Below are 21,898 nucleotides of genomic sequence, written 5' to 3'. Positions count from 1 at the left end.
GTCATGCATCAAGCCACCATCGAAATGACATGACGGCGCAGGCTCGCCCTCACGCATAGTCACGCCATGCCGCAAGCCTCCGCCCGCTCGCTCCTGCTCGTCCCGCTGCTCGGGCTGCTCTGGGGCTTCAACTGGCCGGCGGTCCGGATCTCATTAACCGAGATCGCGCCATGGACCTTGCGAGCCGGCGGCATGACCTTCGCCGGGCTTGGTCTGGTCGCGGTCGCGCTGGCGCGCGGCGTCCGTCTCAAGGTGCCTGCCGCGCACTGGGCGAGGCTGATCGTCGCCGGCATCCTCTCGATCGCCGCCTTCAACGTCCTGCTCGCCTTCGCGCAGTTGATGGCGCCGACCTCGCGTGCCGCGATCCTGACCTTCACCATGCCGGTCTGGGCGACCCTGATGGCCTGGCCAGTACTGGGAGAGCGTTTCGACCGCCCGCGGCTGATCGGCCTGGGGCTCGGCGTCGCCGGATTGCTCTGCCTCGGCCTGCCGCTGGTCCGGGCAGGTCAGTTCTCGCCGGGTCTTGCTCTCGCTTTGCTCGCCAGTTTGAGCTGGGCGCTCGGCACCATCATCACCAAGCGCTGGCCGGTCGCGGCGCCGACGCTGTCGATCGCCGCCTGGCAATTGCTGATCGGCGGCGCGGCGGCCGGGATCGGCATGCTGGTCTTCGAGGGTGTGCCGGTTCCAAAGGCCCTATCGGCGCCAGTCACAGCCGCGCTCGCCTTCCATATCCTCGGCGCGCAGGCGCTTGCCTATTTCCTCTGGTTCACCGTGATCGCCCGGCTTCCGGCCGGGATCGCCAGCCTCGGCACCTTGATGGTGCCGGCGGTCGGGGCGCTCGGCTCGGTGCTGCTTCTCGGCGAGCGTCCGGCGGCCAGCGACTGGGTCGGTCTTGTGCTCGTCATTGCTGCTGCGGGCTCGATCCTGGTCTCGCCGAAACCAGTCCGTTGACCATAGGTCAATTTTTGTTTGTCCCAACGGGAACCTTTCGTGTTCCGCCGCGTTGAGCGCGTTCGACATGTCAGACGCCAAGGTTCCAAACGTGCTTCAGACTACGGAAGGTCCGGTGACCGCCGAGCGTTACCGCCTGCTGGTCGAGTCCGTCACGGACTACGCGATCTATATGCTCGATCCGCAGGGCACCGTGATCAGCTGGAACCCCGGCGCCCGGCGCTTCAAAGGCTATGAGGACCACGAGATCATCGGCCAGTCCTTCTCGCGCTTCTATACCGAGGAGGATCGCGCTATCGGCCTGCCGGAGCATGCCCTACGCACGGCCGCGGAGGAGGGCCGCTTCGAGAAAGAAGGCTGGCGTGTCCGCAAGGACGGCACGCGGTTCTGGGCCCATGTCGTCATCGACCCGATACTCAATCCGGCGACCGGCCGGGTGCTCGGCTATGCCAAGGTCACGCGCGACCTGACCGAGCGGCGCCAGGCGGATGAGGCGCTGCGGCGGTCGGAGGAGAAGTTCCGCCTGCTGGTGCAGGGCGTCACCGACTACGCGATCTACATGCTCGACGCCGACGGCATCGTGACGAACTGGAACGCCGGTGCGGAGCGGATCAAAGGCTATGCGCCGGACGAGATCATCGGCCGGCATTTCTCGCTGTTCTACACGCCGGAGGATCGCGAGAAGGGCGAGCCGCAAAGGACGCTCCAGGCTGCGATCGACAATGGCAGCGCCGAAAAGGAAGGCTGGCGGGTCCGCAATAACGGCGAGCGCTTCTGGGCGAGCATCGTCATCGACCCGATTCGCGGTGAGGCCGGCGAGATCATCGGCTTCGCCAAGGTCACACGCGATCTGACCGAACGGCAGAAGGTCCAGGCCGAGCTCGACGCGGCGCGCGAGGCCTTGTTCCAGGCGCAGAAGATCGAGGCCCTCGGCCAACTCACCGGCGGCGTTGCGCATGATTTCAACAATCTGCTGACCGCCGTGCTAGGCAGCCTCGAGCTCGTGCGTCGCCAGATAAGCGATGAGCGCCAGCTCAACCTGATCGACAATGCGATCAAGGGGGCGAGCCGGGGCGTCTCCCTGACCCAGCGCATGCTCTCCTTCGCCCGCAAGCAGGAACTGGCGCTGCAGCCGGTGGCGGTCGACGTGCTCGTCGCCGAAATGGGCGATCTGCTGCAGCGTTCGCTGGGGCCGCTGATCCGGATCGAAACGGATTTTCCGGCCGATCTCGCGACGGCTGCCGCCGATCCGAACCAGCTCGAAGCCGCCGTGCTCAACCTCGCGGTCAATGCACGGGATGCCATGCCGGAAGGCGGAACACTGCGCATCGGGGCCAGCAACGAGGCGATCTGCAGCGGACACCGTACCGGCTTGCCGAAAGGCGACTATATCCGCCTGTCGATCGCAGACACGGGGAGCGGGATGGACGCCAGGACGCTCGCCCAGGCGACCGAGCCGTTCTTCACGACCAAGGGCGTCGGCAAGGGCACGGGGCTCGGGCTCTCGATGGTGCACGGCATGGCCGAGCAGCTCGGCGGCCGGTTGCTCCTCGACAGCCGTGTCGGGCAAGGCACGACCGTGGAGATCTGGCTGCCGGTGGCTACGACGGCCGCGACCGCCGAGCTTGCCCATCTACCTGCCGAGACGAAAATGGAGACTGCCATGGAGCCGCGCCCGCTGACCGTGCTCGCGGTCGATGACGATGCGCTCGTGCTGATGAACACCACCGCACTGCTGGAGGACCTCGGTCACAAGGTCATCGAGGCGAGTTCGGGGCGGGAAGCGCTCTCCTTGCTGGAGAGCAACGAGATCGATTTGCTGATCACCGATCATGCCATGCCGCAGATGACTGGTGCGCAATTGATCACCGAAGTCGCGCAGCGCTGGCCCAATGTGCCGGTCATCCTCGCGACCGGCTATGCCGATCTGCCGGCGGGCGCCGGAGCGGGCGTGCTGCGGTTGAACAAGCCGTTCTGGCAGGCCGATCTGGAGAAGGCGGTTTGCGCCGCCATGGCTCGGCGTGCGACGGCCGCCGCAGCCTGAGCTGAGCTATCGGAGCTGATCGGCTCGTTTGGGCGGCGCAGCCGCCGAGGCGCGCTCGACCAATCGCGTCGGCAGCACGAGGTCGCGGTGACCGCCGTGCCCAGACAATTGCTCGATCAGCAGCTTCATCGCCGCCTGGCCGATCTCGCGGCGTGGCTGGTGGATCGTTGTGAGCTGCGGCTCCACCGCCTCCGCCAACACGATATCGTCGAAGCCGACGACCGAGACGTCGTCGGGAACGTTGCGGCCGCGGGCGCGCAGCTCGCCCATGGCACCGACCGCCATCTGGTCGCTGGCGGCGAAGACGGCGGTATAGCCGGCGCTCCTGTCGGCGAGCGTCCGGATCGCGGCACGGCCGGCGGCGAGGCCGAAATCGCCCTCGACGATGAGGCTGGGATCAGCCGGAATGCCGGCGTCGGCGAGGCCGGCGAGGTAGCCGTCGCGACGGTCGAGGCTCATCGGGTCAGGCATCGGCCCGGCGATGTGGGCGATGCGGCGATGGCCGAGCCCGGCGAGATGGGCGACCGCGGCGCGCGCCGCGGCGTGGTTGTCGACCCTGACCGTCGGTAGGGTGAGGCCGGGCAGCATCTCCAGCGCGACGACGATGGGCGGCAGGCGGCTGCGTCTGGCGAGGACCTCGGGGAAGCGGCCGACCATCAGGATCAACCCGTCGGCATGGCGCTCCCTGACCATGTCGACATAGCGCAGGATGCGCTCGTCATCGTCGCGGGCATCGCCCATCAGCACCTTGTAGCCGGCGTCGATCGCGGCTTCTTCCACGCCCTTGTAAATCTCGAGATAGAACGGGTTGCTGATGTCGCGCACCAGCAGGATCACGGTGCGGGTCGCCTGCAGCCGAAGATTCCGTGCCTGTGCGTTGGGGATGAAGCCGGTCGCTGCGACCGCCTCCAGCACCCGCTCGCGGGTGCGCGCCTTGACCTTCTCTGGCATCGCCAGCGCGCGCGACACCGTTGCGGTCGAGACGCCGGCGAGGCGCGCGACTTCGGCGATGGTTGGGCTGGCGGTCATCTGGAAGGTCTTGGCTCTGAGGCTAGCGCGAATCGTCGAGCAGGGGCGGGACGTGCATCATGCCGAAATCCCGCCTCCTCGGGCAATGGACACAAACTCCATTGTCGTCCCGGACGGAGCGAAGCGGATATCCGGGACCGATGCCGGAACGGTTCAGGCATGGGTCCCGGGTCGAGCTGCGCTCGCCCGGGACGACTCACATCCTGATTGCTCGGACGCGTGGGTTACTTGCCGCCCCAGCGGGCCGGATAGTTCGCCATCTGCTCGCAGCCGCAGAGCGCGTAGTGCAGCGGCGGCATCTTGTCGTTGACGAACTTGTCGAGGTTTTCCGCCGTGATCGCCGGCTGCGGCAGCTTCCAGGTCGGGCCCACGACCGGCTCGCCCTTGAGGATGCGGATTGCCGCGATCACCGGGGTGCGCCACTGATAGGTCGGATAGGTCGGCGCGATCGCGGTGAGCTTGTTCTTCTTCCACTTCTGCAGGAAGTCCTGCTGGTCCTCGCCATTGATTACCGGATAGGGCTTGCCGGCATCCTCGAAGGCCTCGAGCGCGGCGACCGCGGTCGCCCCAGCGTCCATCCAGACGCCGTCGATCTTGCCGAAGCGGTTGAGATAGTCCTCGACGATCGCCTTGGTCTTGGCGTTGTCGCCATTGGTGAACTCGGCGCCGACGACCTTGATGCCCTTCTCCTTGAAGATGCGCTCGGCCGCAGCCCAGCGGTTCTCCAGCACGTCGACGCCCGGCAGGATGCGCAGCGCCAGCACCGAGCCGCCGGCGGGAATTTTCTCGGCGATGAAGCTCGCGCCCTGGATGCCGAAGCCGTAGCCGCCGATCGGGTTGATGAAGGTCACCGGGGCCTTGCTGTCGACGCCGCGGTCGAAGACCACGACCGGCAGCTTCTTCGCGGCCGCTTCCACCGCCGGCGTCAGCGCCGCCGTGGTGTTCGGCGAGACGATCAGCGCATCGCACTGGCCGCTGTTGACGAAGGCATTGATGTCCGAGATCTGCTTGTCGTCCTTGCCCTCGGCATCGGCATGGGTGAACGAGGCGATGTCGGCCTTGTTGGCCTCGACCTCGGCCTGCATGTTGGTGAAGCCGACGACGCGCCAGGGATTGTTCACGCCGGCGTTCGAGAAGCAGAGCTTGTAGGGGCCGGGCTTCTTGTACTTGGCGGTGTCGACCTTCTCGCCGCCGAGATTCTGCTCCCAGGGCTTGCCTTCGGGGCCTTGCGGGGCGACCGTCAGTAGCGCCTTCTGGCGCTCAAACTCGGCTGGGTCGTTGAAGTTCTGGGCGATGGCGCCCGTCGACAGTACCGCCAGCAGCGCCGCCAAACCAATCTGCGTCTTCATGTCCACCTCCCTCTGTCGCGCCGCCTTGCCGGCGGCCTCTGGCGGAGCGCGTGGGATCACGCGCCTCCGAAAACTCGTTACGCCCGCCGCATGCGCCAGGCGCTCGACGCCACCGCGGCGATCAGGATCAGGCCCTGCACGGTCTCGCGCAGCGGCTGCGGCAGGCCCATCAGGTTGAGCAAAGTGAACAGCGCGAACAGGCTGAGCGCCCCGGCGACGGCGCCGGTCACGCTGGCGCGTCCGCCGAGCAGTTGCGCCCCGCCGATGACGCAGGCGGCGATCGCCTGCAGTTCGAGCCCCTGTCCGACCGCGGTCGAGACCCCGGCGAAGCCGCCGAGCAGGATGCCCGCCGTCACTGCCGACAGCGCCGATATGACGAAGACCAGCACCCGCGTCGCGCCGACCGGCACGCCGGAGAGTTCCGCCGCGCGCGGATTGTCGCCGACCGCCAGAACCTGCCGGCCGAAGACGGTTGCGTGCAGCAGCCAGGCGGCAAGTGCGACGAAGCCGGTGAGGATGAGCACCGAGAGCGGCATGATCCCGGTCACCGGCACGTCGCGATAGACGAGGCGGCCGAGCGCCCGGAAATTCTCCGGCAGATAGCCGCGCGGCGCCCCGCCCGACCACATCAGCGCCGCGCCATTCAGTGAGAGCAGCATGCCGAGCGTCGCGATGATCGAGGGCACTTTGAGCAGGGTGACGACGAGCCCGTTGACGAGGCCGACGCCGAGCCCGATCAGATAGAGCACGCCGATCGTCCACCAGGTGTTCTCGGGATTGCCGCCGGCGAGCATCGAGCCGCCGAGCACGGTCAGCGTCACCAGCGAGCCCATCGACAAATCGAAACCGCCGCCGGCGATGACGAAGAGCTGGCCGCAAGCGAGGATGATCAGCGGCGCCGCCCGGCGCAGGAAGTTGAGGAAGCCCTCGACCTCGAAATAGCCGGGCTGCAGCACGGCGATGGTGCCGTAGAGCACGAGGAAGACGGCGACGCCGACATTGATGCCGCGGGCGAAGCGCAGCGCCGCCGAGGAAGCAGTATGGCTGGCGACGGCGCTCATGCGACATGGCCCTTGCTGCGCACCGCGTAGACGGCCACCGCGAGGATGACGATGGCGCCGCGCAGCACCTGCTTCGGGAAGGCGTCGATGCCGGTCATGTTGAAGACGGCGTCGAGCGTGGCGAACAGGAAGACGCCGGCGAGCGTGCCCCAGACGCCGCCGCGCCCGCCGGCGAGCACGGTCCCGCCGATCACCACCACGGCGATGGATTCGAGGTCATAGACGCCGTCGCGGCCGACCCACGGCGCCCCGGCGCGCAGGCGGCTGGCGAGGTAGAGCCCGGTGAGGCCGGCCATCAGCGAGCACAGCACATGCGCGCCGATCATCACGCGCTCGGTGCGGATGCCGGCGAGACGGGCGCCGTCGCGGTTGCCGCCGGTGGCGTAGAGATGCGCGCCGAAGCGGGTGCGGCTCAGCAGCAGCCAGATCGCGAGCGCGAGCACGAGCAGCAGCAGCACCGACCAGGGCAGCGGCCCGATCCGGCCATAGGCGAAGGCCTGGAAGGCTGCCGGAACCGAGCCGGCGAAATTGCTGAAGCTCGCCGAAAGCAGCCCCTGCAGGATCAGCCCGACCCCAAGCGTCGCGATCAGCGGATTGACGTCGAGCCTTGCGATGATCAGCCCGTTGACCAGGCCGACCGCGGCCGAGAGCGCTAGCACCGCCAATACGGCGGGAGCGATCATCCCCGGCTCGCCCTTCATGATGAAGGAGGCGAGTACGGCCGAGACGCTGATCAGGTTGGCGACCGAAAGATCGATCGAGCCGACCAGGATGGCCAGCGTCTGGCCGAGTGCGACGATGCCGAGCGCGACCATGCGCTGGGTCAGGCCGACGAAGCCCTCGCCGGTGAGATAGGCATGCTGGCCGGTTGCGAGCGCGGTCGCGACATAGAGCACGAGCGAGCCGGCGAAGAGCAGCGGCGCCACCGGCACGTCGCGCGCCGGGCGAGGGGCTGCGATATCAGCGACGCTCATGCCGCGGCCTCCGTCGTCCCGGTGCCGAGGGCGAGGTGCATCACGTCTTCCTCGCTGGCGCCGCGCTGGAGTTCGCCAGCGATGCAGCCTTCGTGCATGACGAGGATACGGTCGCTGACGCCGATGATTTCCGGCAGATCCGAGGAGATCATCAGGATGGCGCGGCCGCGATCGGCGAGGCCTCGCATCAGCCGGTAGATCGCCGCCTTGGCGGCGACGTCGATCCCCCGTGTCGGCTCCAGGAAGATCAGCACTTTCGGATCGCGCGCTAGCCAGCGGCCGATCACGACCTTCTGCTGGTTGCCGCCGGAAAGTTCGCGAATCTCCTGAGTGAAGCCGGCGGCACGGACGTCGACCTGCGTCAATTGCCGGTCGGCGGCAGAGCGGGCCATGTCGCCGGACCCTGGCGGCAGCAGTCGACCCGCAAAGGCGCGCAGGGTCATCAGGACATTGTCACGCAGCGATTGCTGCGGGGCGATGCCCTCCTTCTTGCGGTCGTCTGAGAGGAAGCCGACCCCTGCTGCGATGGCGGCGCGGGGCGAGGCGATCAACGCATCTTGACCGTCTATGGTCATGCGGCCACGGGTGAACGGCTCGTCGCCGAAGAGGGCCCGTCCGAGCGCGCCCTTGCCGGAGCCTTCAAGCCCGGCGACGCCGACGATCTCGCCGGCGCGAAGGTCGAGCGTGATGTCGGAGAGGATGGCGTTGCCGGCACCCTGCACCGACAACACGACCGGGCCGAGCTTTGCGGGATCGCCCGGAGGCGGAAAGAAATCGGCGAGGTCCCGTCCGACCATCAGCCGGACGATCATCGCCGGCGTCAGCGCCGCGGCCGGGTGCGTCGCGACGAGCTTGCCGTCCTTCAACACGGTGATGCGGTCGGCGATCGCCTTCAGCTCGGCCATGCGGTGCGAGATGTAAAGGATCGCGGCGCCCTCGCGCCGGAGCGTGCAGACCAGGTCCAACAGCCGGCCGGCATCGCGCTCGTCGAGCGCAGCGGTCGGCTCGTCCATGACGATGATGCGGGCATCGAGCGCCAGCGCCTTGGCTATCTCGACCAGTTGCTGCTCGGCGATCGACAGCGATTTCACCAGCGCAGCGGGCTGGACCCTGGCGCCGACGCGTTCCAGCAGCTTGCGCGCCCCATTTCGCATAGCAGCACGATCGAGCAGGCCACCACGGGTCGGCTCCAGGCCGAGGAAGATGTTGTCGGCGACGCTGCGCTCGGGCAGCAGGCTGAGTTCCTGGTGGATGATGCTGATCCCGGCCCGGCGCGCCTCGACAGGATGCCGGAAGGCGATCGGCTGGCCGCCGAGCAGGATTTCGCCTTCGTCGGGCCGGTAGACGCCGCCGAGTACCTTCATCAGCGTCGACTTGCCTGCGCCGTTCTCGCCGCAGATGGCGTGGACCTCGCCGGAACGGCAATCGAGGCTGACATCGTCGAGCGCCCGCACGCCGGTGAAGCTCTTGCCGATGCCGCGCATCGAAAGGACCGGCGCGGCGGCGCTCATGCCGCACCCGTCTTGGCGGGCGCGGCGGCTTCGGCCCAGCCGCGCCGAATGAAGTCGTGGCTTTCGCTCAGGAGCGTGTCGAGGTCGGGGAAGAGGTCGCGCCAGACCCGTGTCGCCGCGGCGAGCGAGGGTAGCGCCCGGCCGAAAGCCTCGACCGTCAGCCAGCCATCATAGCCAGTGGCGTGGATGGCGCGGAATGTCTGCGCCCACGGCACATGGCCGCGCCCGACGATGCCGCGATCGTTCTCGGAGAGATGGATGTGGTTGATCTCGGGCGCATGGCGACTGTAGGCGCCGACGGGGTCGCGCTCCTCGATATTGGCGTGGAACGTGTCGTACATGTAGCCGAAGTTCGGATGCGCGACCTTCGCCTTCAGCGCGCTCGCCGCCTCCATCGTGGTCAGCGCGTAGCATTCGAAGCGGTTGATCGCTTCCAGCGAGAGCGCAATCCCGGCCTTGCCGGCGTCATCTGCCATTGCGTGCAGCGCTTCGGCGAGATGGGCGAGTTCGTCCTCGCGCGGGCCTTCGCCGGTGAAGACGCCGACCGGCGAGTGATAGGGGCCGGCAATGACGGTCGCGCCGAGAGCTTCGGCGCAGTCGACCGCCCAGCGATGACGTTGGCGCGCTTGGCCGCGGATGGCCGGATCGGACGAGAGGGGATTGCTGTCCTCGCCGACGATGGTGACGATGGTGCGCTTCAGACCAAGCGCGTCGAGGCGGCGGCCGAGCCGCTCGTAATGGCCGACATCGCCCTCGAAGACGGGAATCTCGACGCCGTCATAGCCGATCGCGCGGATGCGCTCGCACAAGGGCAGGTGCGCCTCGTCGATGAAGCCGCCGACCGTTAGCAGGTTGAAGCCGATCTGGACCATGGCCCGGGCTTTCGCGGCGCGCTCAGCGCAGCCGCAACGCGGTTGCATGGCCGGAAAAAGTCGATGATTCGACGCTGCCTGTGCGCATGCTCGGCACTCCTCCCAATGACGGCTCGTTCTACGAAGCCAGCTTGGAAGTGATTATGTAATCGATTGCAAAACTGTCAACCAGCCATTTCCGACTGTCGGTTGCCGAAGCAGGGACGGGTCCGGTCGCGTTGAAAACGTCTGGTTGGCACCACTGATGCGGAGGGCACAGGCCCGGCTCGACACCGGGCGCAATCGGATCAGCATGAAGGGCGCGCGGCGAAAGCTGCCGCGCCTTCGATCCTTGCTGGCGATGCCTCAGCCCGTCTGCCCGGCCATCACCCGCTGCATGCCGCTGAGCACGGCCTTCAGCGAGGCCATGACGATGTTCGGGTCGATGCCGACACCGTGGACTGTACGGCCGTTCCCATCCTCAAGCTTCACATAGCAGGCGGCGGTGGCGTTGGCGCCGCGGCCGACCGCGTGCTCGTGATAGTCGAGGAAGGAGAATTCGACGCCATAGGTCGTCTTCAGCGCGTCCACGAAAGCATCGATCGGTCCGTTGCCGACGCCCTCGATCGTCCGGACCGCTCCGTCCTGCTTCAATTCCGCCGTCAGCGTGCGCGAGCCCTGCGCGCCCGGGAAGGTCTTGTGGGCGAGCAGCTCCAGCGGCGCGTCGCTCAACAGGTAGGTCTTGCTGAACAGCGACCAGAGCGCCGCGCTGGTCAGTTCCTTGCCTTCCTCGTCCATCTGCTCCTGGGCGATCTTGGAGAAGGCGATCTGCAGCGGGCGCGGCAGATCGAGGCCATGATCGGCCTGCAGGATATAGGCGATGCCGCCCTTGCCGGATTGCGAGTTGATCCGGATCACCGCCTCGTAGTCGCGGCCGACATCCTTGGGGTCGATCGGCAGATAGGGCACCTGGAAAAGGGGGTCGTTGCGCTTCTCCTGCGCGTCGAAGCCCTTCTTGATCGCGTCCTGATGCGACCCGGAGAAGGCGGTGTAGACGAGCTCCCCGACATAAGGGTGGCGCTCGTGCACCGGCAGCTGCGTGCAGTATTCGGCGATACTGCGGATCTCGTTGACATCGCGCAGGTCGAGCTCGGGGTCGACCCCTTGCGTGAACAGGTTCAGCGCCATGGTGACGATGTCGACATTGCCGGTGCGCTCGCCATTGCCGAACAGCGTGCCCTCGACTCGGTCGGCGCCGGCCATCAGCGCGAGCTCAGCGGCCGCCACCGCGGTGCCGCGGTCATTGTGCGGATGGATCGAGAGCAGCACGCTGTCGCGGTCGGAGATATTGCGGCCAAACCATTCGAACTGGTCGGCATGGACATTGGGCGTCGCCATCTCGACGGTCGCCGGCAGATTGAGGATCAGCTTCTTCTGCGGCGTCGGCTGGATCACCGCCTTGACCGCCTCGCAAATCTCCAGGGCGTAGTCGAGCTCGGTGCCGGTGAAGCTCTCCGGCGAGTACTCGAAGGTGAAATTCGTCTCGGGCGCCTGCGCGGCCAGTGCCTTGATCTGGGCCGCCGCATCGGTCGCGATCTTGATGATTCCGGCCTTGTCGGATCGGAAGACCACGTCGCGCTGCAGCGTCGAGGTCGAGTTGTAGAAATGCAGGATGACGTTCTTGGCGCCCTTCACCGCTTCGAAGGTGCGCTCGATCAATTCGGAGCGGCACTGGGTCAGCACCTGGATCGCGACATCGTCGGGAATGGCGCCGCGCTCGATGATCGAGCGGACGAAGTCGAAATCGGTCTGCGATGCGGCGGGGAAGGCGACCTCGATCTCCTTGAACCCCATCTTCACCAGCAGCTTGAACATGCGATCCTTGCGATCGACGCCCATCGGCTCGATCAGCGCCTGGTTGCCGTCGCGAAGGTCGACGGAGCACCAGATCGGCGCTTTGGTCAGCACTTGCGAGGGCCATTTGCGGTCCGGCAGGTTGACCGGCGCATAGGCGCGGTATTTGGAAATCGGCATCGTGGACATGGGACAACCCTTGCGAAGGATGCGGCGTCAGGCCTGCTCGGGACCTTGCTACGCCGTCATGCGATGGACAGGCCTTTGAACCCCGGCGCGCTCACAGCGCCGGGCGGCTAAGTCGCAGGGTCAGGCCCCGGATGACGGACCGAAATCGCATGGTCGGACCTAACCATCTCAACGGATAAAGATCAATCCTGACGCGGTGCTCGGATAGGGCAGTGACGTTGCCAGTCACTGCCCGAACCGTTTCAGGCAGCTGCCGCTGACCGCGGATCGCGACTGGCGGGAGGTTCGACGCGTTGAAACACGCGGAACTTGGATGATTTCTAATCTATCGCTACAGTCTTGAGGCAGGTATCGATTGAATTATGCTATGTGCAAGACCTCGATCAAGCCAGCTTACAATCACGAATAATTGGTAGGATTGCAGCTGTTCTTGCGGCAGCTGTCGCGATCGGCCGGGATATTTCCGTTTCCCCAGGGCGAGCGCATCACCCAGGCCGATGCGTCGCGGTTTCAAGATCGCGGTCATGCTCGACGGGCGGCAATCCCTGACGACGCCAGAAGGATTCAGCTTGCGTCGGCTCCATCGCGATGACGCGGCGGCGGGCCGCTATCTGCGGCCAAGGATCGACGCGCATCTCGCCGTCAGCGACTGGCGCGCCGGCGTCTTGGAGGAGCGGCACGCGGCGGAGAAGCGCAAGGCCGCGTAGGCGGCTTGCTCAGGCCAGCTCCGCCGAGCTGAGGACATGCGTCCCGGGCCTGGCCGTGATGGCGGCTTCGATCATCGCCGCGGCGATGCGCCCAGCCGGATTGATGCGCCAGGCGCGCGGCAGCACCGGACCGAGGATGCCGAGCAGGATGAGGGCCGCGCGCTCGGCGGTTCGGACTTCGCTCCGCTCGCCGCCAATCAGGCCGGGCCTGACAAAGGTGAGCGAGGCGAAGTCGAGGCCGGCGAGGTCACGCTCCAGCTCGCCCTTCACCCGGCTGTAGAAGACGCGCGAGGCGGGATCGGCACCGAGCGCCGAGTTCAGGACGAAGGCCGGGGTGCCGTTTTGGTGAGCGAGCCGAGCGACAGCGAGCTGGTAGCCGTGATCGACCCGCCGGAAAGCCTCCTGCGAGCCGGCCTTGCCGATGGTCGTGCCGAGCGCTGAGATCGCGGCATCCGCCGCCCACCAGGACGCATCGTCAGACAGAGCCTCGAAATCGACGGTCGGTGCGAGCAGCTTGGGATGTGCGGGCAAAGCGCGGCGCGTGGGAGCTACGACCGCATCGATGCGCGGGTCGGCGAGCGCCTGCGCCAGCACATGGCCGCCGACCAGCCCCGTAGCCCCCGCCAGCAGCAGCTTCATCTCGAACAGTCTCCAGCCATGCCCGCTGGTCAGATGTCGCAGATCGGGCTCGGCTGGTCGAGCCGTCAGGCGACCGCGGTCGCTTCCGGCTTCAGCTCCTCGACCGAGGGGATACGGCCCTCGAACCAGTACGCTGCGGCGGCCCGCGACATCGCCGCCCCGTCATGGCCGATGCCGGGCACGGTGATCAGCGTCCAGTTGCAGGGCAGGCCGCGCCTGGCCGCCTCCGCCTTGGCGAAATCGAGCATGAAATGGGCGCGGGCATAGCGCATCGGCCCCTGCGCGAGCGCCTCCGCCTGAGCCGGCAGGTTGGGGTCATCCGTGACGATGTCCCGGTCGCCGGCGAAGATCACCATCGGCCAGGCGAGCCAGCGCTTGAGGTCCGCCTCGCCGAGGCCGAGCTCGCCGAGCCCTTCCGGGAAGCGCCGCTCCAGCGTCGGCAGCGTGTACCAGCCGGAATTGGCGGCGAAAGCGGTCTCGAAGGGTGTCTCGCTTTGCGTCGCCGCCAGGCGGTGGACGAACTGGCCGCCAGCGGAATGGCCGAACAGCCTGACCTTGTCGCGCGTGGTAACGCCGGCCTGGCGCAAAGCCGCCAGCACGCGGGCCGGCACGGCGTAGAGCCAATCGTCCTGCGCGGCAAGCGTGCCGTCCTCGCCGACAACGAGGCCGTTATTGTAGCCCTCTGCCTTGGGGAAGTGCGCGTTGCCGAAGGTCGGCGCGACGATCAGCAGATTGTGCGTCTCGGCCGCGTCCATCCAGAAATCGCGATAGTCGTCGCCGTTGCGCAGCATGCCGTGCTGGACGAAGACGACCTCGTCGCCCGGCTGATGTCGAGCCGGTCTGTAGAAGTTGATCTCCAGCGGCCGCTGCGGATGGCGGGCGTCGACGAAGGGCAGGGTGCTGCGCCCCTGCGGCGGATCGAGAGTAAGCGTCGTGCTCATGCGGCTTTCGCTGTCGTGTGCAGGTGGCAGGCGGCGCTGCGGCCGGGCGCGATCTCCGCGAGGTCCGGGCGGACCTCGCGGCAGACCGCCATGGCGTGCTCGCAGCGCGGATGGAAGGGGCAGCCAGGCGGCGGCGCCAATGGCGAGGGCAATTCGCCCTTGAGCGGCTGGAAGCTGCTCTTGCGCCGCGCCGCAGAGGGGATCGCCTTGATCAGGGCAGCGCTATAGGGGTGCGCCGGCTCGGCGAAGATCGCGGTGGCGCTGCCGATCTCGACGATGCGGCCGAGATACATGATCGCGACTCGGTCGCTGATATGGCGGACGAGGCCGAGATCGTGGCTGACGAAGAGATAGGTCAGCCCGTGCCGCTCGCGCACATCCATGAACAGGTTGATGACCTGCGCCTGGATCGAGACGTCGAGCGCCGAGACCGGCTCGTCGCAGACCAGGAAATCGGGCTTCACCGCCAGCGCCCGGGCGATGCCAATGCGCTGGCGCTGGCCGCCGGAGAACTGGTGCGGGTAGCGCTCGCGATAAGCGAGATCGAGCCCGACCTCGCTGAGCGCCTGGTCGACTGCGCCGTCGATCTCGGCCTTCGGCACGAGCTTGTGGACCGAGAGCGCCTCGCCGACGATGCGGCTCACCCGCATGCGCGGATCGAGCGAGGCGTATGGGTCCTGGAAGATCATCTGCACCTTGAGCAGATAATCGAGCCGGTCCTTGCCCTTCAGCGCCGCGGCCGAGCGCCCCTTGTAGAACACCTGCCCTTCCGTCGGCGGCAGGATGCCGGTCGCGATGCGCGCCAGGGTCGACTTGCCGCAGCCCGACTCGCCGACGAGGCCGAGCACCTCGCCCTTGCGAACGCTGAGATCGACGCCGTCGACCGCCTTCAGTGTCGCAGGCGGCGGATGCTTGCCGATCGCGGTCAGGATACGCTCGGCCATATTGGCCTTGCCGCGGAAATATTTGCGGACACCGCGCAGCTCGAACAGGGTCTCGCTCATGCCGCCACCTGCTCCGGCACGGGGTTGTGGCAGCGCAAGGTGCGGCCGTCATGGGCCTGCGGCTGCGGATCGCTCTCGGCGCAGACCGGCAGCGCCCGCTGGCAGCGCGGCCGGAACGGGCAACCGGAGGGGCGCGAGTCGATGCGCGGCGCCATGCCGTCGATCTGGTGCAGGCGCTCGCCCGGCTCGACCATCGTCGCCGAGGAGTTGAGCAGGCCGAGCGTATAGGGATGCCGCGGCCGGTCGAGCACGATCGCGACTTCGCCGATCTCGACGATGCGGCCGGCATACATCACCGCGACCCGGTCGGCGAGTTCGGCGACGACGGCGAGGTCGTGGGTGATCCAGATGACCGCGGCGCCTGTCTCGCGCGAAAGCTTTTGCACCTCGTAGAGGATCTGCGCCTGAATGGTGACGTCGAGCGCGGTCGTCGGCTCGTCGGCGATGATCAGGTCGGGATCGTTCAGCAGCGCCGTCGCGATCGCGACGCGCTGGCGCATGCCGCCGGAGAATTCGTGTGGGTACTGCTTCAGGCGTGCTTCCGGTGAGGAGATGCCGACACGCGTCAGCGCCTTGGCGGCCTTTGCGAGCGCCTCCTGCCGGCTGCAGGCGCGATGTTCGAGGATTGCCTCGCTCATCTGCTCGCCGATGCTGAGCACCGGGTTCAGCGTCATCAGCGGGTCTTGGAAGATCATCGCGATCCGGTCGCCGCGCAGTTGCCGCAAGCGTTCCGGCGAGGCAGTGCGCAGATCGGCGCCGTCGAACAGGACTTCACCGGCGACAACCTCGCCCGGCGGGTCGATGAGCTGTACCAGAGAGAAGCCGGTCACCGACTTGCCCGAGCCGGATTCGCCGACCAGGCCGAGCACCTCGCCCTTGGCGACGCTGAAATCGACGCCGTCGACCGCCGGCCAGGCGCCATCCTGCGCATGGAACACGGTCTTGAGGCCGCGCACTGAGAGGAGAGGAGTCTCGGTCATGCGCGCACGTTGAAGCTGCGGCGCAGGCGATCGCCGACGAGGTTGAGCGACATGATCAGGAGCACGAGCGCGATGCCTGGGAAGACGGCGATCCAGTATTCGCCGGAGAGCAGGAATTCGAAGCCGTTGGCGATGAGCAGGCCGAGCGAGGGCTGCGTCACCGGCACGCCGACTCCGAGGAAGGAGAGCGTCGCCTCCAGCGTGATCGCCGAGGCGATGCTGATGCTGGCTACGACGAGCACAGAACCGACCGAGTTCGGCAGGAGATGTGCCAGCATGATGTGGCGGGTCGGTAGGCCGAAGTTCACGGCCGCCTCGATATATTCCTTGCGCCGCTCGACCAGCGCCGCCGCCCGCATCAGCCTCGCGTACTGCGCCCATTGCACCAGCACGATGGCAAGGATGACCTTGTCGACGCCGCGTCCGATCGAGGCGAGCAGCACGAGCGCGACCAGGATCGAGGGGAAGCCGAGCATGAAGTCGACGATGCGCATGATGATGGCGTCGACCACGCCGCCGAATTGCGCCGCGGCGAGCCCGGCGAGGATGCCGATCGAGAGCGCGCCGATGGTCGAGGCGAGCCCGACGAGCAGGCTGGTGCGCAGGCCGTAGAGGATGGCGCTCAGCATGTCGCGGCCCTGCGCATCACTGCCGAGCCAAAAGGTGAAGCCGCTCATGCCCTGCTCGCCCGGCGCCAGCCGGTTGTCCATCACGCTGAGCGAGGCGAGGTCATGCGGGTTCTGCGGCGTGATGAATGGAGCCAGCAGAGCGAGCGCCACCATGATCCCCAGCAGGATCGCTGCGCCGCGCGTGGTCGGGCGGTTGCGCAGATGGCGCAGCACCTTTTCGCGCAGGGGCGTGTCGGCCTTGATGGGGCCGGCGAGGCGAGGAGTGTCGAGACTCATGCCTGCTCTCCGGCGAGCTTCACCCGCGGGTCGAGCGCGGCATAGAGCACGTCGACCAGGAAGTTGACGGTGACGAAGAGCAGCGTCGCCAGCAGGACATAGGCAACGACCACCGGGCGATCGAGCTGGTAGACCGAGTCGATCAGGAGCTTGCCCATGCCCGGCCAGGCGAAGACAGTCTCGGTGATGGTCGAGAACGCGACGAGGCTGCCGAACTCGACGCCGACCACGGTGACGACCGGGATCAGGATATTGCGCAGGATGTGTCGGTTGACGATGCGCCTGGGGCGCACGCCCTTGGCGCGGGCGTATTTCACATAGTCCAGGGTCATCGTCTCGGCGGTGCCGGCCGCGACGAGCCGGATGATCAGCGCAAGGTTCGGGATGGCGAGGTTGAGCGCGGGCAGGGCGATGTGCTGCAGCCCGTCGAGCGTCAGCAGGCTGGTCTGGACGCCGAGGAGCGAGACCGTCTCGCCGCGCCCGGCGGTCGGCAGCCAGCCGAGCCAGACGGCGAAGAGCAGGATCAGCATCATGCCCTTCCAGAAGCTCGGCAGTGAGAATCCGAGCACGGTGCTGGCCATGACGATGCGGGCGCTCCGGCTGTCGGGGTTGAGACCCGCCATCAGCCCGAGTGGGATGCCGGCGGCGAGCGCCAGCGTCATCGCCAGCAGCACCAGTTCGAAGGTCGCTGGCAAACGCTGCAGAATCAGCTGCAGCGCGGGGACGCCATGCACGAAGGAGCGGCCGAGATCGCCCTTCAGGGCATTGGCCATGAAGGTCAGGTATTGCTGCCAGACCGGCAGATCGAGCCCGAGGCGGCGGATCAGCGCCTCGCGCTCGGCTGCGCTGGCCGAGGGCGAGACCAGGAGCTCGATCGGGTCGCCAATGCCATAGACGGCAAGGAAGACCACGACCGAGACCGCGAGCAGCACGAGCACGCTCTGGATCAGCCGCTGCAGGACAAAGGCGGTCATCTGGATTGCCCGAACAGTTGCGCCGTCTTTCCGGGGCGCTGCGCAGCAGCGAGCCCGGAATCCATGAACACTGCCATTCTGAGGAAGGCTCCGTCATTGCGAGCGCAGCGAAGCAATCCAGGGAGACGTAGAGCTCGGCCGCCCCTGGATTGCTTCGTCGCTGCGCTCCTCGCAATGACGGGAAGCGCGGTGTTCATGGGTTCCGGGCTCAGGCCTTCAGCCTGCCCCGGAATGACGGTGCGGGTCCCTGTCGCCATCGAGCGCCGCCGGCTTACTTCGCCGGCTTCACCGACATGGCGAGCATGAACTGGTCGGCGCGGCCGGTGACTGCGAGCTCGGCCTTGTGAGCCCAGATGCCGCTTTCGAAATGCAGCGGGATGAACGCGCCGTCGTCAAGGACCAGCTTCATCGCCTGCTGCAGCAGTTCGGCGCGCTTCTTGTCGTCGAGCGTCGAGACTGCAGCGCGGATCACCTTGTCGAATTCGTCGTTCTTGTAGCCGCCATAGTTCGAGCCGCCGAGGGTCTTGGCCTCGTTCGGGGTCGGCGGCCACTGGCGCAGGAAGGAGGCGGCCTCGCCGGTCGCCGAGCCCCAGCCGCCGATCGCGACGCTGAATTCCTTCTTGGCGCGCCGCGGGAAGTAGATCGCGCGCGTCATCGCGTCGACCTCGGTCTTGATGCCGATCTGGGTCAGGTATTGGGCGACGGCCTGGGTGATCTGGCTGTCGTTGATGTAGCGGTCATTGGTCGAGGACAGCGTCAGCTGGAAGCCGTTGGGATAGCCGGCCTCGGCCAGCAACTTCTTCGCCGCGGCCGGGTCATAGGCGAGCTTGGGCGGGTTCGGCAGCGTGCCGAACATGCCGGTCGGCAGGTACTGGTAGGCCGGCTCGGCGGCGCCGTCCATGATGCGCTTGACGATCGCCTCGCGGTCTATGGCGAGCGACATCGCCTTGCGCACGCGCGCATCCTTCAGCGGGTTCTTGCCGTCGGGCGCCTTGACGAAGGGGCTCTCGTCGCGGGCGACATCGAGCTGGAAATAGATCACGCGGGTCGAGGGCGTGATGACCGAGCCGAAGCGCTTGTCGCTCTTGATCCGCCCAAGGTCGCGGGCCGCTGGGTTCTCGATCACGTCGTAGTCGCCGGCGAGCAGGCCCGCGAGGCGCGGGCCGGCATTGGTCACCGGCAGGAATCGCACGCTTGCCCAGGGCTGCTGGCCACCCCAGTGGTCGGGATTGCGCTCGAGCTCGATCGCCGAGCCGCGGACATAGGACTTCAGCTTATATGGCCCGGTGCCGATGGCCATGGTGCCGTCGTTGAAGTTGTTGACCGCCGGCCAGGGTCCGGTAACCCCGCACTTGCTGGCGATGTCGTATTTGATCTCGCCATGCTGGACGATCGAGGCCGAGAGGATCGGCAGGCCCGAGAGCAGGTTCGGCAGCAGCGGCTCGGGCTCTTTGGTCTCGATGATCAGGGTGCCGGCGTCGGGCGTCTCGACCTTGGCGAAATTGCCGGTGATGTCGGCGAAGGAATCGGAGACCTTGGTCTCGTTCTTCAGCGTGCGGCAGAAGGTGAAGACCACGTCCTGCGCGCCGAAGGGCTGGCCGTTGGTGAACTTGACGCCCTGGCGCAGCTTGAACGTCCAGCGGTTCTTGCCGTCATTCTCCCAGGAGGTGGCGAGGCCGGGCTGGAGCGCCTGCTTCTCGTCCTGGCGCACGAGACTGTCGAAGATGTGCTGGGCGAGCGCGTTGTTGGGGGTGAGGTCGTGATAATGCGGGTCGACCGCGGTCGGCTCGGAGGCAAGCGCGATGCGCAGCGTCTGCGCCATGGCAGGAACGCTGAGCACACTCGCGCTGAGCATGCTGGCGCCGAGCAGAAGGGTGATGAATGCGCGCTGACGCATCGGTCGGTCTCCGTTCCCGTAGCTGATGGTTTTGACAGCTTTATTTTCACGCGGTAGCAAACATGAAAATGATCCGACGTCAATCACCGGGAGAGCCATGTCACGCGCCCTGAAGCCGACGACGGATCTCGCCAATCGCATCGCCCGGATCTACCCCTCGCTGAGCGAGGGCCATCGCAAGGCGGCCGACTTCGTGCTGCAGAGCCCGCTCGATTCGGCAACAGTGACGATCGAGGGGCTGGCCGAGAAAAGCGGCACCTCAACCGCGACCGTGACCCGCTTCGTCCGGGCGCTGGGCTACCGCAACTATGGCGATTTCCGTACGGCGCTGTCGACGGCGCTCAAGGTCGCGCTCGCGCCGGTCGAGGGGCTCGCCGACGCACGTGCCACGGCCGGATCGGTCTTCGCCACCATGGCGACGACGCTGAAGGGCGAGGCCGCCAATCTCGACGAGGCGATCGCGACGCTGGAGGAGAAGACGGTCAACCGCGCCATCGGCCTGATGCTGAAGGCGCGCCGGATATTCATCGTCGGCTCCGGCGCCAGCCACTATGTCGGGGCCTTCCTGGAGGATGGGCTGGCGCTCTACCTCGACGCCGAGGTCGTCTTCGCCTCCTCGCGCGGCGGGCCCGAGCGCGCCGTCCGCCACATGCTCTCGGCCGGCCCGCAGGACGTCGTCATCGCTATCTCGCTGCCGCGCTATTCGCGCGCAACGCTGGAGCTCGCGAAGTTCGCCAAGAAGCGCGGCGCCGTCCTGGTCGCGCTCACCGACGGGCCGTCATCGCCGCTGGTGCCGCTGGCCGACATGACCTTCTTTGCCCCGGCCCGCAACAGCTTCCTGCCGAACTCGCCGACCGCCGCCTTCGCCGTGGCCGACGCCCTGATCACCACGCTGGCGCGCGAGCGTCCCGATGCCGTCGAGGCCCTGAAGGGGCTGAGTGAAAGCCTGCTTTGGACTTTCCATTATTAGGCTTCGGTTCACTCGTTGCCCTATCGTACAACCAGGCCGAGCAATAATCCCATGTACGCGGCCGCTATCTGATTTGAAAATGATTCGTGAATACCGGATGTGCCCGTAGAAAAAAGGAGGGGATCGAGAAGCACCGCCTGCCAAATAAAGGGCTCGATCGTTGTGACCTGCCCGATGGAGGTTATCCGAACGGCCGGCGGGCAGCGGATTGCAGCAAGCCGGGAAATCGAGGCAAGAAGAGGCTGTGCCGAATCGTCGGACCATAGTTGCTCGCTGAAGCGAGCATCCGGCGCGCAAAACGGACGATCTGAATGGTCACACGCCTGGAATTCGTGTCGCGGCTGGAGCGGGCGTTTCTCGACCACGGCTACGAGAACCTGACGATGACTGCTCTCGCCAAGGCTGTCGATGTCACGCGGCGGACGCTCTACAATTATTTCAGCAGCAAGGAGGAAGCGTTTAGGTTCCTGATCGAGAACGTCAATACGCAGGCGGTCGAGGTCGGAATGGCGGCCGGGCGGGCCGCTTGGGCTGATGGGCGCGATGTCGTCGATATCCTGGCGACGATTCTCGACACCCGCTACGGCAATACGCGCCGGCGCCTCGCCCGCTCGCCGCATGCCATCGAGATCAACGATCAGGCTTTTCGGCGCTGCCGCGACATCATGATCGCATCGGCGATCGGGTTTCAGTCGGAGCTCGCGCGCTTCATCGCCGAGCTGGAGGCAGGCCGCATCCTGCGGGTCAGGCCGGATGTCGGCCCGGGTACCCTGGCGCAACTGCTCGCCGACGGAGCCCGCGGCACTAATCAGAGCCTGCCGCCGATCGACCCCTCCAAGCTTCATCTGCGCTATCGCGGCATGGTCGGCGCGCTACTTCACGGCACGATCGAAGCCAATCCCTGAGCTGGCGCAGCCGGTGGTCGGTCCATCGGTCGTTGCCAATGCCTTCGAGGCTGATTGCGATTGGCGCGCTGGCGCATTGTGAACGGCTGTTCAAAAGCCACCGGGCTTGCAGGCACTTTCTGACGCCAGGCCAGCTGTATTGCAGTTGGCAATCCGGCAATAT

19 protein-coding genes are annotated in these 21,898 nt (G+C 66.8%); 5 read left to right on the top strand and 14 right to left on the bottom strand.

Annotated features, from left to right (window positions below):
• The first annotated feature begins 66 nt into the window (after positions 1-66).
• Both ACFPOB_RS15550 and ACFPOB_RS15545 read left to right on the top strand, forming a co-directional pair.
• Positions 67-951 carry a DMT family transporter gene (locus tag ACFPOB_RS15550; RefSeq protein WP_377799330.1) on the top strand — a complete coding sequence of 295 codons (885 nt, stop codon included), beginning with the start codon at positions 67-69 and terminating at the stop codon, positions 949-951.
• A gap of 67 nt (positions 952-1,018) precedes the next feature.
• On the top strand, positions 1,019-2,995 hold the full coding sequence (locus tag ACFPOB_RS15545) for a hybrid sensor histidine kinase/response regulator (protein WP_377799329.1): 1,977 nt from the start codon (positions 1,019-1,021) through the stop codon (positions 2,993-2,995).
• A gap of 6 nt (positions 2,996-3,001) precedes the next feature.
• Here ACFPOB_RS15545 and ACFPOB_RS15540 read toward each other — a convergent pair whose 3' ends face one another.
• The 7 genes from ACFPOB_RS15540 to leuA form a co-directional block, all read right to left on the bottom strand.
• Complete coding sequence (locus ACFPOB_RS15540) at positions 3,002-4,024, bottom strand: LacI family DNA-binding transcriptional regulator (RefSeq protein WP_377799328.1); 1,023 nt, start codon at positions 4,022-4,024, stop codon at positions 3,002-3,004.
• A gap of 224 nt (positions 4,025-4,248) precedes the next feature.
• Positions 4,249-5,373, bottom strand: coding sequence for an ABC transporter substrate-binding protein (locus ACFPOB_RS15535; RefSeq protein ID WP_377799327.1), 1,125 nt, complete (start codon positions 5,371-5,373; stop codon positions 4,249-4,251).
• Positions 5,374-5,450: 77 nt separating this feature from the next.
• Positions 5,451-6,434 (bottom strand): ABC transporter permease, encoded by a 984-nt coding sequence (locus ACFPOB_RS15530; protein WP_377799326.1) that lies wholly within the window; start codon positions 6,432-6,434, stop codon positions 5,451-5,453.
• The gene (locus ACFPOB_RS15525; RefSeq protein WP_377799325.1) at positions 6,431-7,408 is read right to left on the bottom strand and encodes an ABC transporter permease; all 978 of its coding nucleotides are present in this window, start codon (positions 7,406-7,408) and stop codon (positions 6,431-6,433) included. The genes ACFPOB_RS15530 and ACFPOB_RS15525 overlap by 4 nt, the downstream gene beginning before the upstream one ends.
• Positions 7,405-8,919, bottom strand: a complete 1,515-nt coding sequence (locus ACFPOB_RS15520) for a sugar ABC transporter ATP-binding protein (protein ID WP_377799324.1) — start codon at positions 8,917-8,919, stop codon at positions 7,405-7,407. Before ACFPOB_RS15520 ends, ACFPOB_RS15525 begins: the two co-directional genes overlap by 4 nt.
• Positions 8,916-9,791 (bottom strand): sugar phosphate isomerase/epimerase family protein, encoded by an 876-nt coding sequence (locus ACFPOB_RS15515; RefSeq protein ID WP_377799323.1) that lies wholly within the window; start codon positions 9,789-9,791, stop codon positions 8,916-8,918. Before ACFPOB_RS15515 ends, ACFPOB_RS15520 begins: the two co-directional genes overlap by 4 nt.
• Before the next feature lie 345 nt (positions 9,792-10,136).
• The gene (leuA, locus tag ACFPOB_RS15510) at positions 10,137-11,804 is read right to left on the bottom strand and encodes a 2-isopropylmalate synthase (protein WP_377799364.1); all 1,668 of its coding nucleotides are present in this window, start codon (positions 11,802-11,804) and stop codon (positions 10,137-10,139) included.
• 533 nt (positions 11,805-12,337) lie between these two features.
• Between leuA and ACFPOB_RS15505 the strand changes: the two genes are divergently transcribed.
• Positions 12,338-12,520 (top strand): hypothetical protein, encoded by a 183-nt coding sequence (locus ACFPOB_RS15505; RefSeq protein WP_377799322.1) that lies wholly within the window; start codon positions 12,338-12,340, stop codon positions 12,518-12,520.
• A gap of 9 nt (positions 12,521-12,529) precedes the next feature.
• Here ACFPOB_RS15505 and ACFPOB_RS15500 read toward each other — a convergent pair whose 3' ends face one another.
• The 7 genes from ACFPOB_RS15500 to ACFPOB_RS15470 form a co-directional block, all read right to left on the bottom strand.
• Entirely contained in the window at positions 12,530-13,159 is a 630-nt protein-coding gene (locus ACFPOB_RS15500; RefSeq protein WP_377799321.1) for a Rossmann-fold NAD(P)-binding domain-containing protein, read from the bottom strand.
• A gap of 65 nt (positions 13,160-13,224) precedes the next feature.
• Positions 13,225-14,100, bottom strand: a complete 876-nt coding sequence (locus ACFPOB_RS15495) for an alpha/beta hydrolase family protein (protein WP_377799320.1) — start codon at positions 14,098-14,100, stop codon at positions 13,225-13,227.
• Entirely contained in the window at positions 14,097-15,104 is a 1,008-nt protein-coding gene (locus ACFPOB_RS15490) for an ABC transporter ATP-binding protein (RefSeq protein ID WP_377799319.1), read from the bottom strand. The genes ACFPOB_RS15495 and ACFPOB_RS15490 overlap by 4 nt, the downstream gene beginning before the upstream one ends.
• On the bottom strand, positions 15,101-16,084 hold the full coding sequence (locus tag ACFPOB_RS15485) for an ABC transporter ATP-binding protein (protein WP_377799318.1): 984 nt from the start codon (positions 16,082-16,084) through the stop codon (positions 15,101-15,103). The genes ACFPOB_RS15490 and ACFPOB_RS15485 overlap by 4 nt, the downstream gene beginning before the upstream one ends.
• Positions 16,081-16,989: an ABC transporter permease gene (locus ACFPOB_RS15480; protein WP_377799317.1), complete on the bottom strand. Its 909-nt coding sequence runs from the start codon at positions 16,987-16,989 to the stop codon at positions 16,081-16,083. The genes ACFPOB_RS15485 and ACFPOB_RS15480 overlap by 4 nt, the downstream gene beginning before the upstream one ends.
• Positions 16,986-17,963 (bottom strand): ABC transporter permease, encoded by a 978-nt coding sequence (locus ACFPOB_RS15475; protein ID WP_377799316.1) that lies wholly within the window; start codon positions 17,961-17,963, stop codon positions 16,986-16,988. Before ACFPOB_RS15475 ends, ACFPOB_RS15480 begins: the two co-directional genes overlap by 4 nt.
• A gap of 271 nt (positions 17,964-18,234) precedes the next feature.
• Complete coding sequence (locus ACFPOB_RS15470; RefSeq protein ID WP_377799315.1) at positions 18,235-19,860, bottom strand: ABC transporter substrate-binding protein; 1,626 nt, start codon at positions 19,858-19,860, stop codon at positions 18,235-18,237.
• Between the two features lie 97 nt (positions 19,861-19,957).
• Between ACFPOB_RS15470 and ACFPOB_RS15465 the strand changes: the two genes are divergently transcribed.
• Together ACFPOB_RS15465 and ACFPOB_RS15460 are read left to right on the top strand one after the other, a co-directional pair.
• The gene (locus ACFPOB_RS15465; protein ID WP_377799314.1) at positions 19,958-20,830 is read left to right on the top strand and encodes a MurR/RpiR family transcriptional regulator; all 873 of its coding nucleotides are present in this window, start codon (positions 19,958-19,960) and stop codon (positions 20,828-20,830) included.
• Positions 20,831-21,141: 311 nt separating this feature from the next.
• Positions 21,142-21,735 carry a TetR/AcrR family transcriptional regulator gene (locus ACFPOB_RS15460; protein WP_377799313.1) on the top strand — a complete coding sequence of 198 codons (594 nt, stop codon included), beginning with the start codon at positions 21,142-21,144 and terminating at the stop codon, positions 21,733-21,735.
• Positions 21,736-21,898: the final 163 nt, after the last annotated feature.

This window comes from Allobosea eneae (assembly GCF_042657265.1).
Classification (GTDB): domain Bacteria; phylum Pseudomonadota; class Alphaproteobacteria; order Rhizobiales; family Beijerinckiaceae; genus Allobosea; species Allobosea eneae.
This window is presented reverse-complemented; position numbering and strand designations above follow the sequence as displayed.

Coding starts and splice junctions, on each gene's coding strand:
- ACFPOB_RS15475 (WP_377799316.1), bottom strand. CDS start 17,963: ATGACCGCCTTTGTCCTGCAGCGGCTGATCCAGAGCGTGCTCGTGCTG.
- ACFPOB_RS15495 (WP_377799320.1), bottom strand. CDS start 14,100: ATGAGCACGACGCTTACTCTCGATCCGCCGCAGGGGCGCAGCACCCTG.
- ACFPOB_RS15490 (WP_377799319.1), bottom strand. CDS start 15,104: ATGAGCGAGACCCTGTTCGAGCTGCGCGGTGTCCGCAAATATTTCCGC.
- ACFPOB_RS15525 (WP_377799325.1), bottom strand. CDS start 7,408: ATGAGCGTCGCTGATATCGCAGCCCCTCGCCCGGCGCGCGACGTGCCG.
- ACFPOB_RS15480 (WP_377799317.1), bottom strand. CDS start 16,989: ATGAGTCTCGACACTCCTCGCCTCGCCGGCCCCATCAAGGCCGACACG.
- ACFPOB_RS15500 (WP_377799321.1), bottom strand. CDS start 13,159: ATGAAGCTGCTGCTGGCGGGGGCTACGGGGCTGGTCGGCGGCCATGTG.
- ACFPOB_RS15550 (WP_377799330.1), top strand. CDS start 67: ATGCCGCAAGCCTCCGCCCGCTCGCTCCTGCTCGTCCCGCTGCTCGGG.
- ACFPOB_RS15485 (WP_377799318.1), bottom strand. CDS start 16,084: ATGACCGAGACTCCTCTCCTCTCAGTGCGCGGCCTCAAGACCGTGTTC.
- ACFPOB_RS15540 (WP_377799328.1), bottom strand. CDS start 4,024: ATGACCGCCAGCCCAACCATCGCCGAAGTCGCGCGCCTCGCCGGCGTC.
- ACFPOB_RS15545 (WP_377799329.1), top strand. CDS start 1,019: ATGTCAGACGCCAAGGTTCCAAACGTGCTTCAGACTACGGAAGGTCCG.
- ACFPOB_RS15535 (WP_377799327.1), bottom strand. CDS start 5,373: ATGAAGACGCAGATTGGTTTGGCGGCGCTGCTGGCGGTACTGTCGACG.
- ACFPOB_RS15460 (WP_377799313.1), top strand. CDS start 21,142: ATGGTCACACGCCTGGAATTCGTGTCGCGGCTGGAGCGGGCGTTTCTC.
- ACFPOB_RS15520 (WP_377799324.1), bottom strand. CDS start 8,919: ATGAGCGCCGCCGCGCCGGTCCTTTCGATGCGCGGCATCGGCAAGAGC.
- ACFPOB_RS15470 (WP_377799315.1), bottom strand. CDS start 19,860: ATGCGTCAGCGCGCATTCATCACCCTTCTGCTCGGCGCCAGCATGCTC.
- ACFPOB_RS15465 (WP_377799314.1), top strand. CDS start 19,958: ATGTCACGCGCCCTGAAGCCGACGACGGATCTCGCCAATCGCATCGCC.
- ACFPOB_RS15515 (WP_377799323.1), bottom strand. CDS start 9,791: ATGGTCCAGATCGGCTTCAACCTGCTAACGGTCGGCGGCTTCATCGAC.
- leuA (WP_377799364.1), bottom strand. CDS start 11,804: ATGCCGATTTCCAAATACCGCGCCTATGCGCCGGTCAACCTGCCGGAC.
- ACFPOB_RS15530 (WP_377799326.1), bottom strand. CDS start 6,434: ATGAGCGCCGTCGCCAGCCATACTGCTTCCTCGGCGGCGCTGCGCTTC.
- ACFPOB_RS15505 (WP_377799322.1), top strand. CDS start 12,338: ATGCTCGACGGGCGGCAATCCCTGACGACGCCAGAAGGATTCAGCTTG.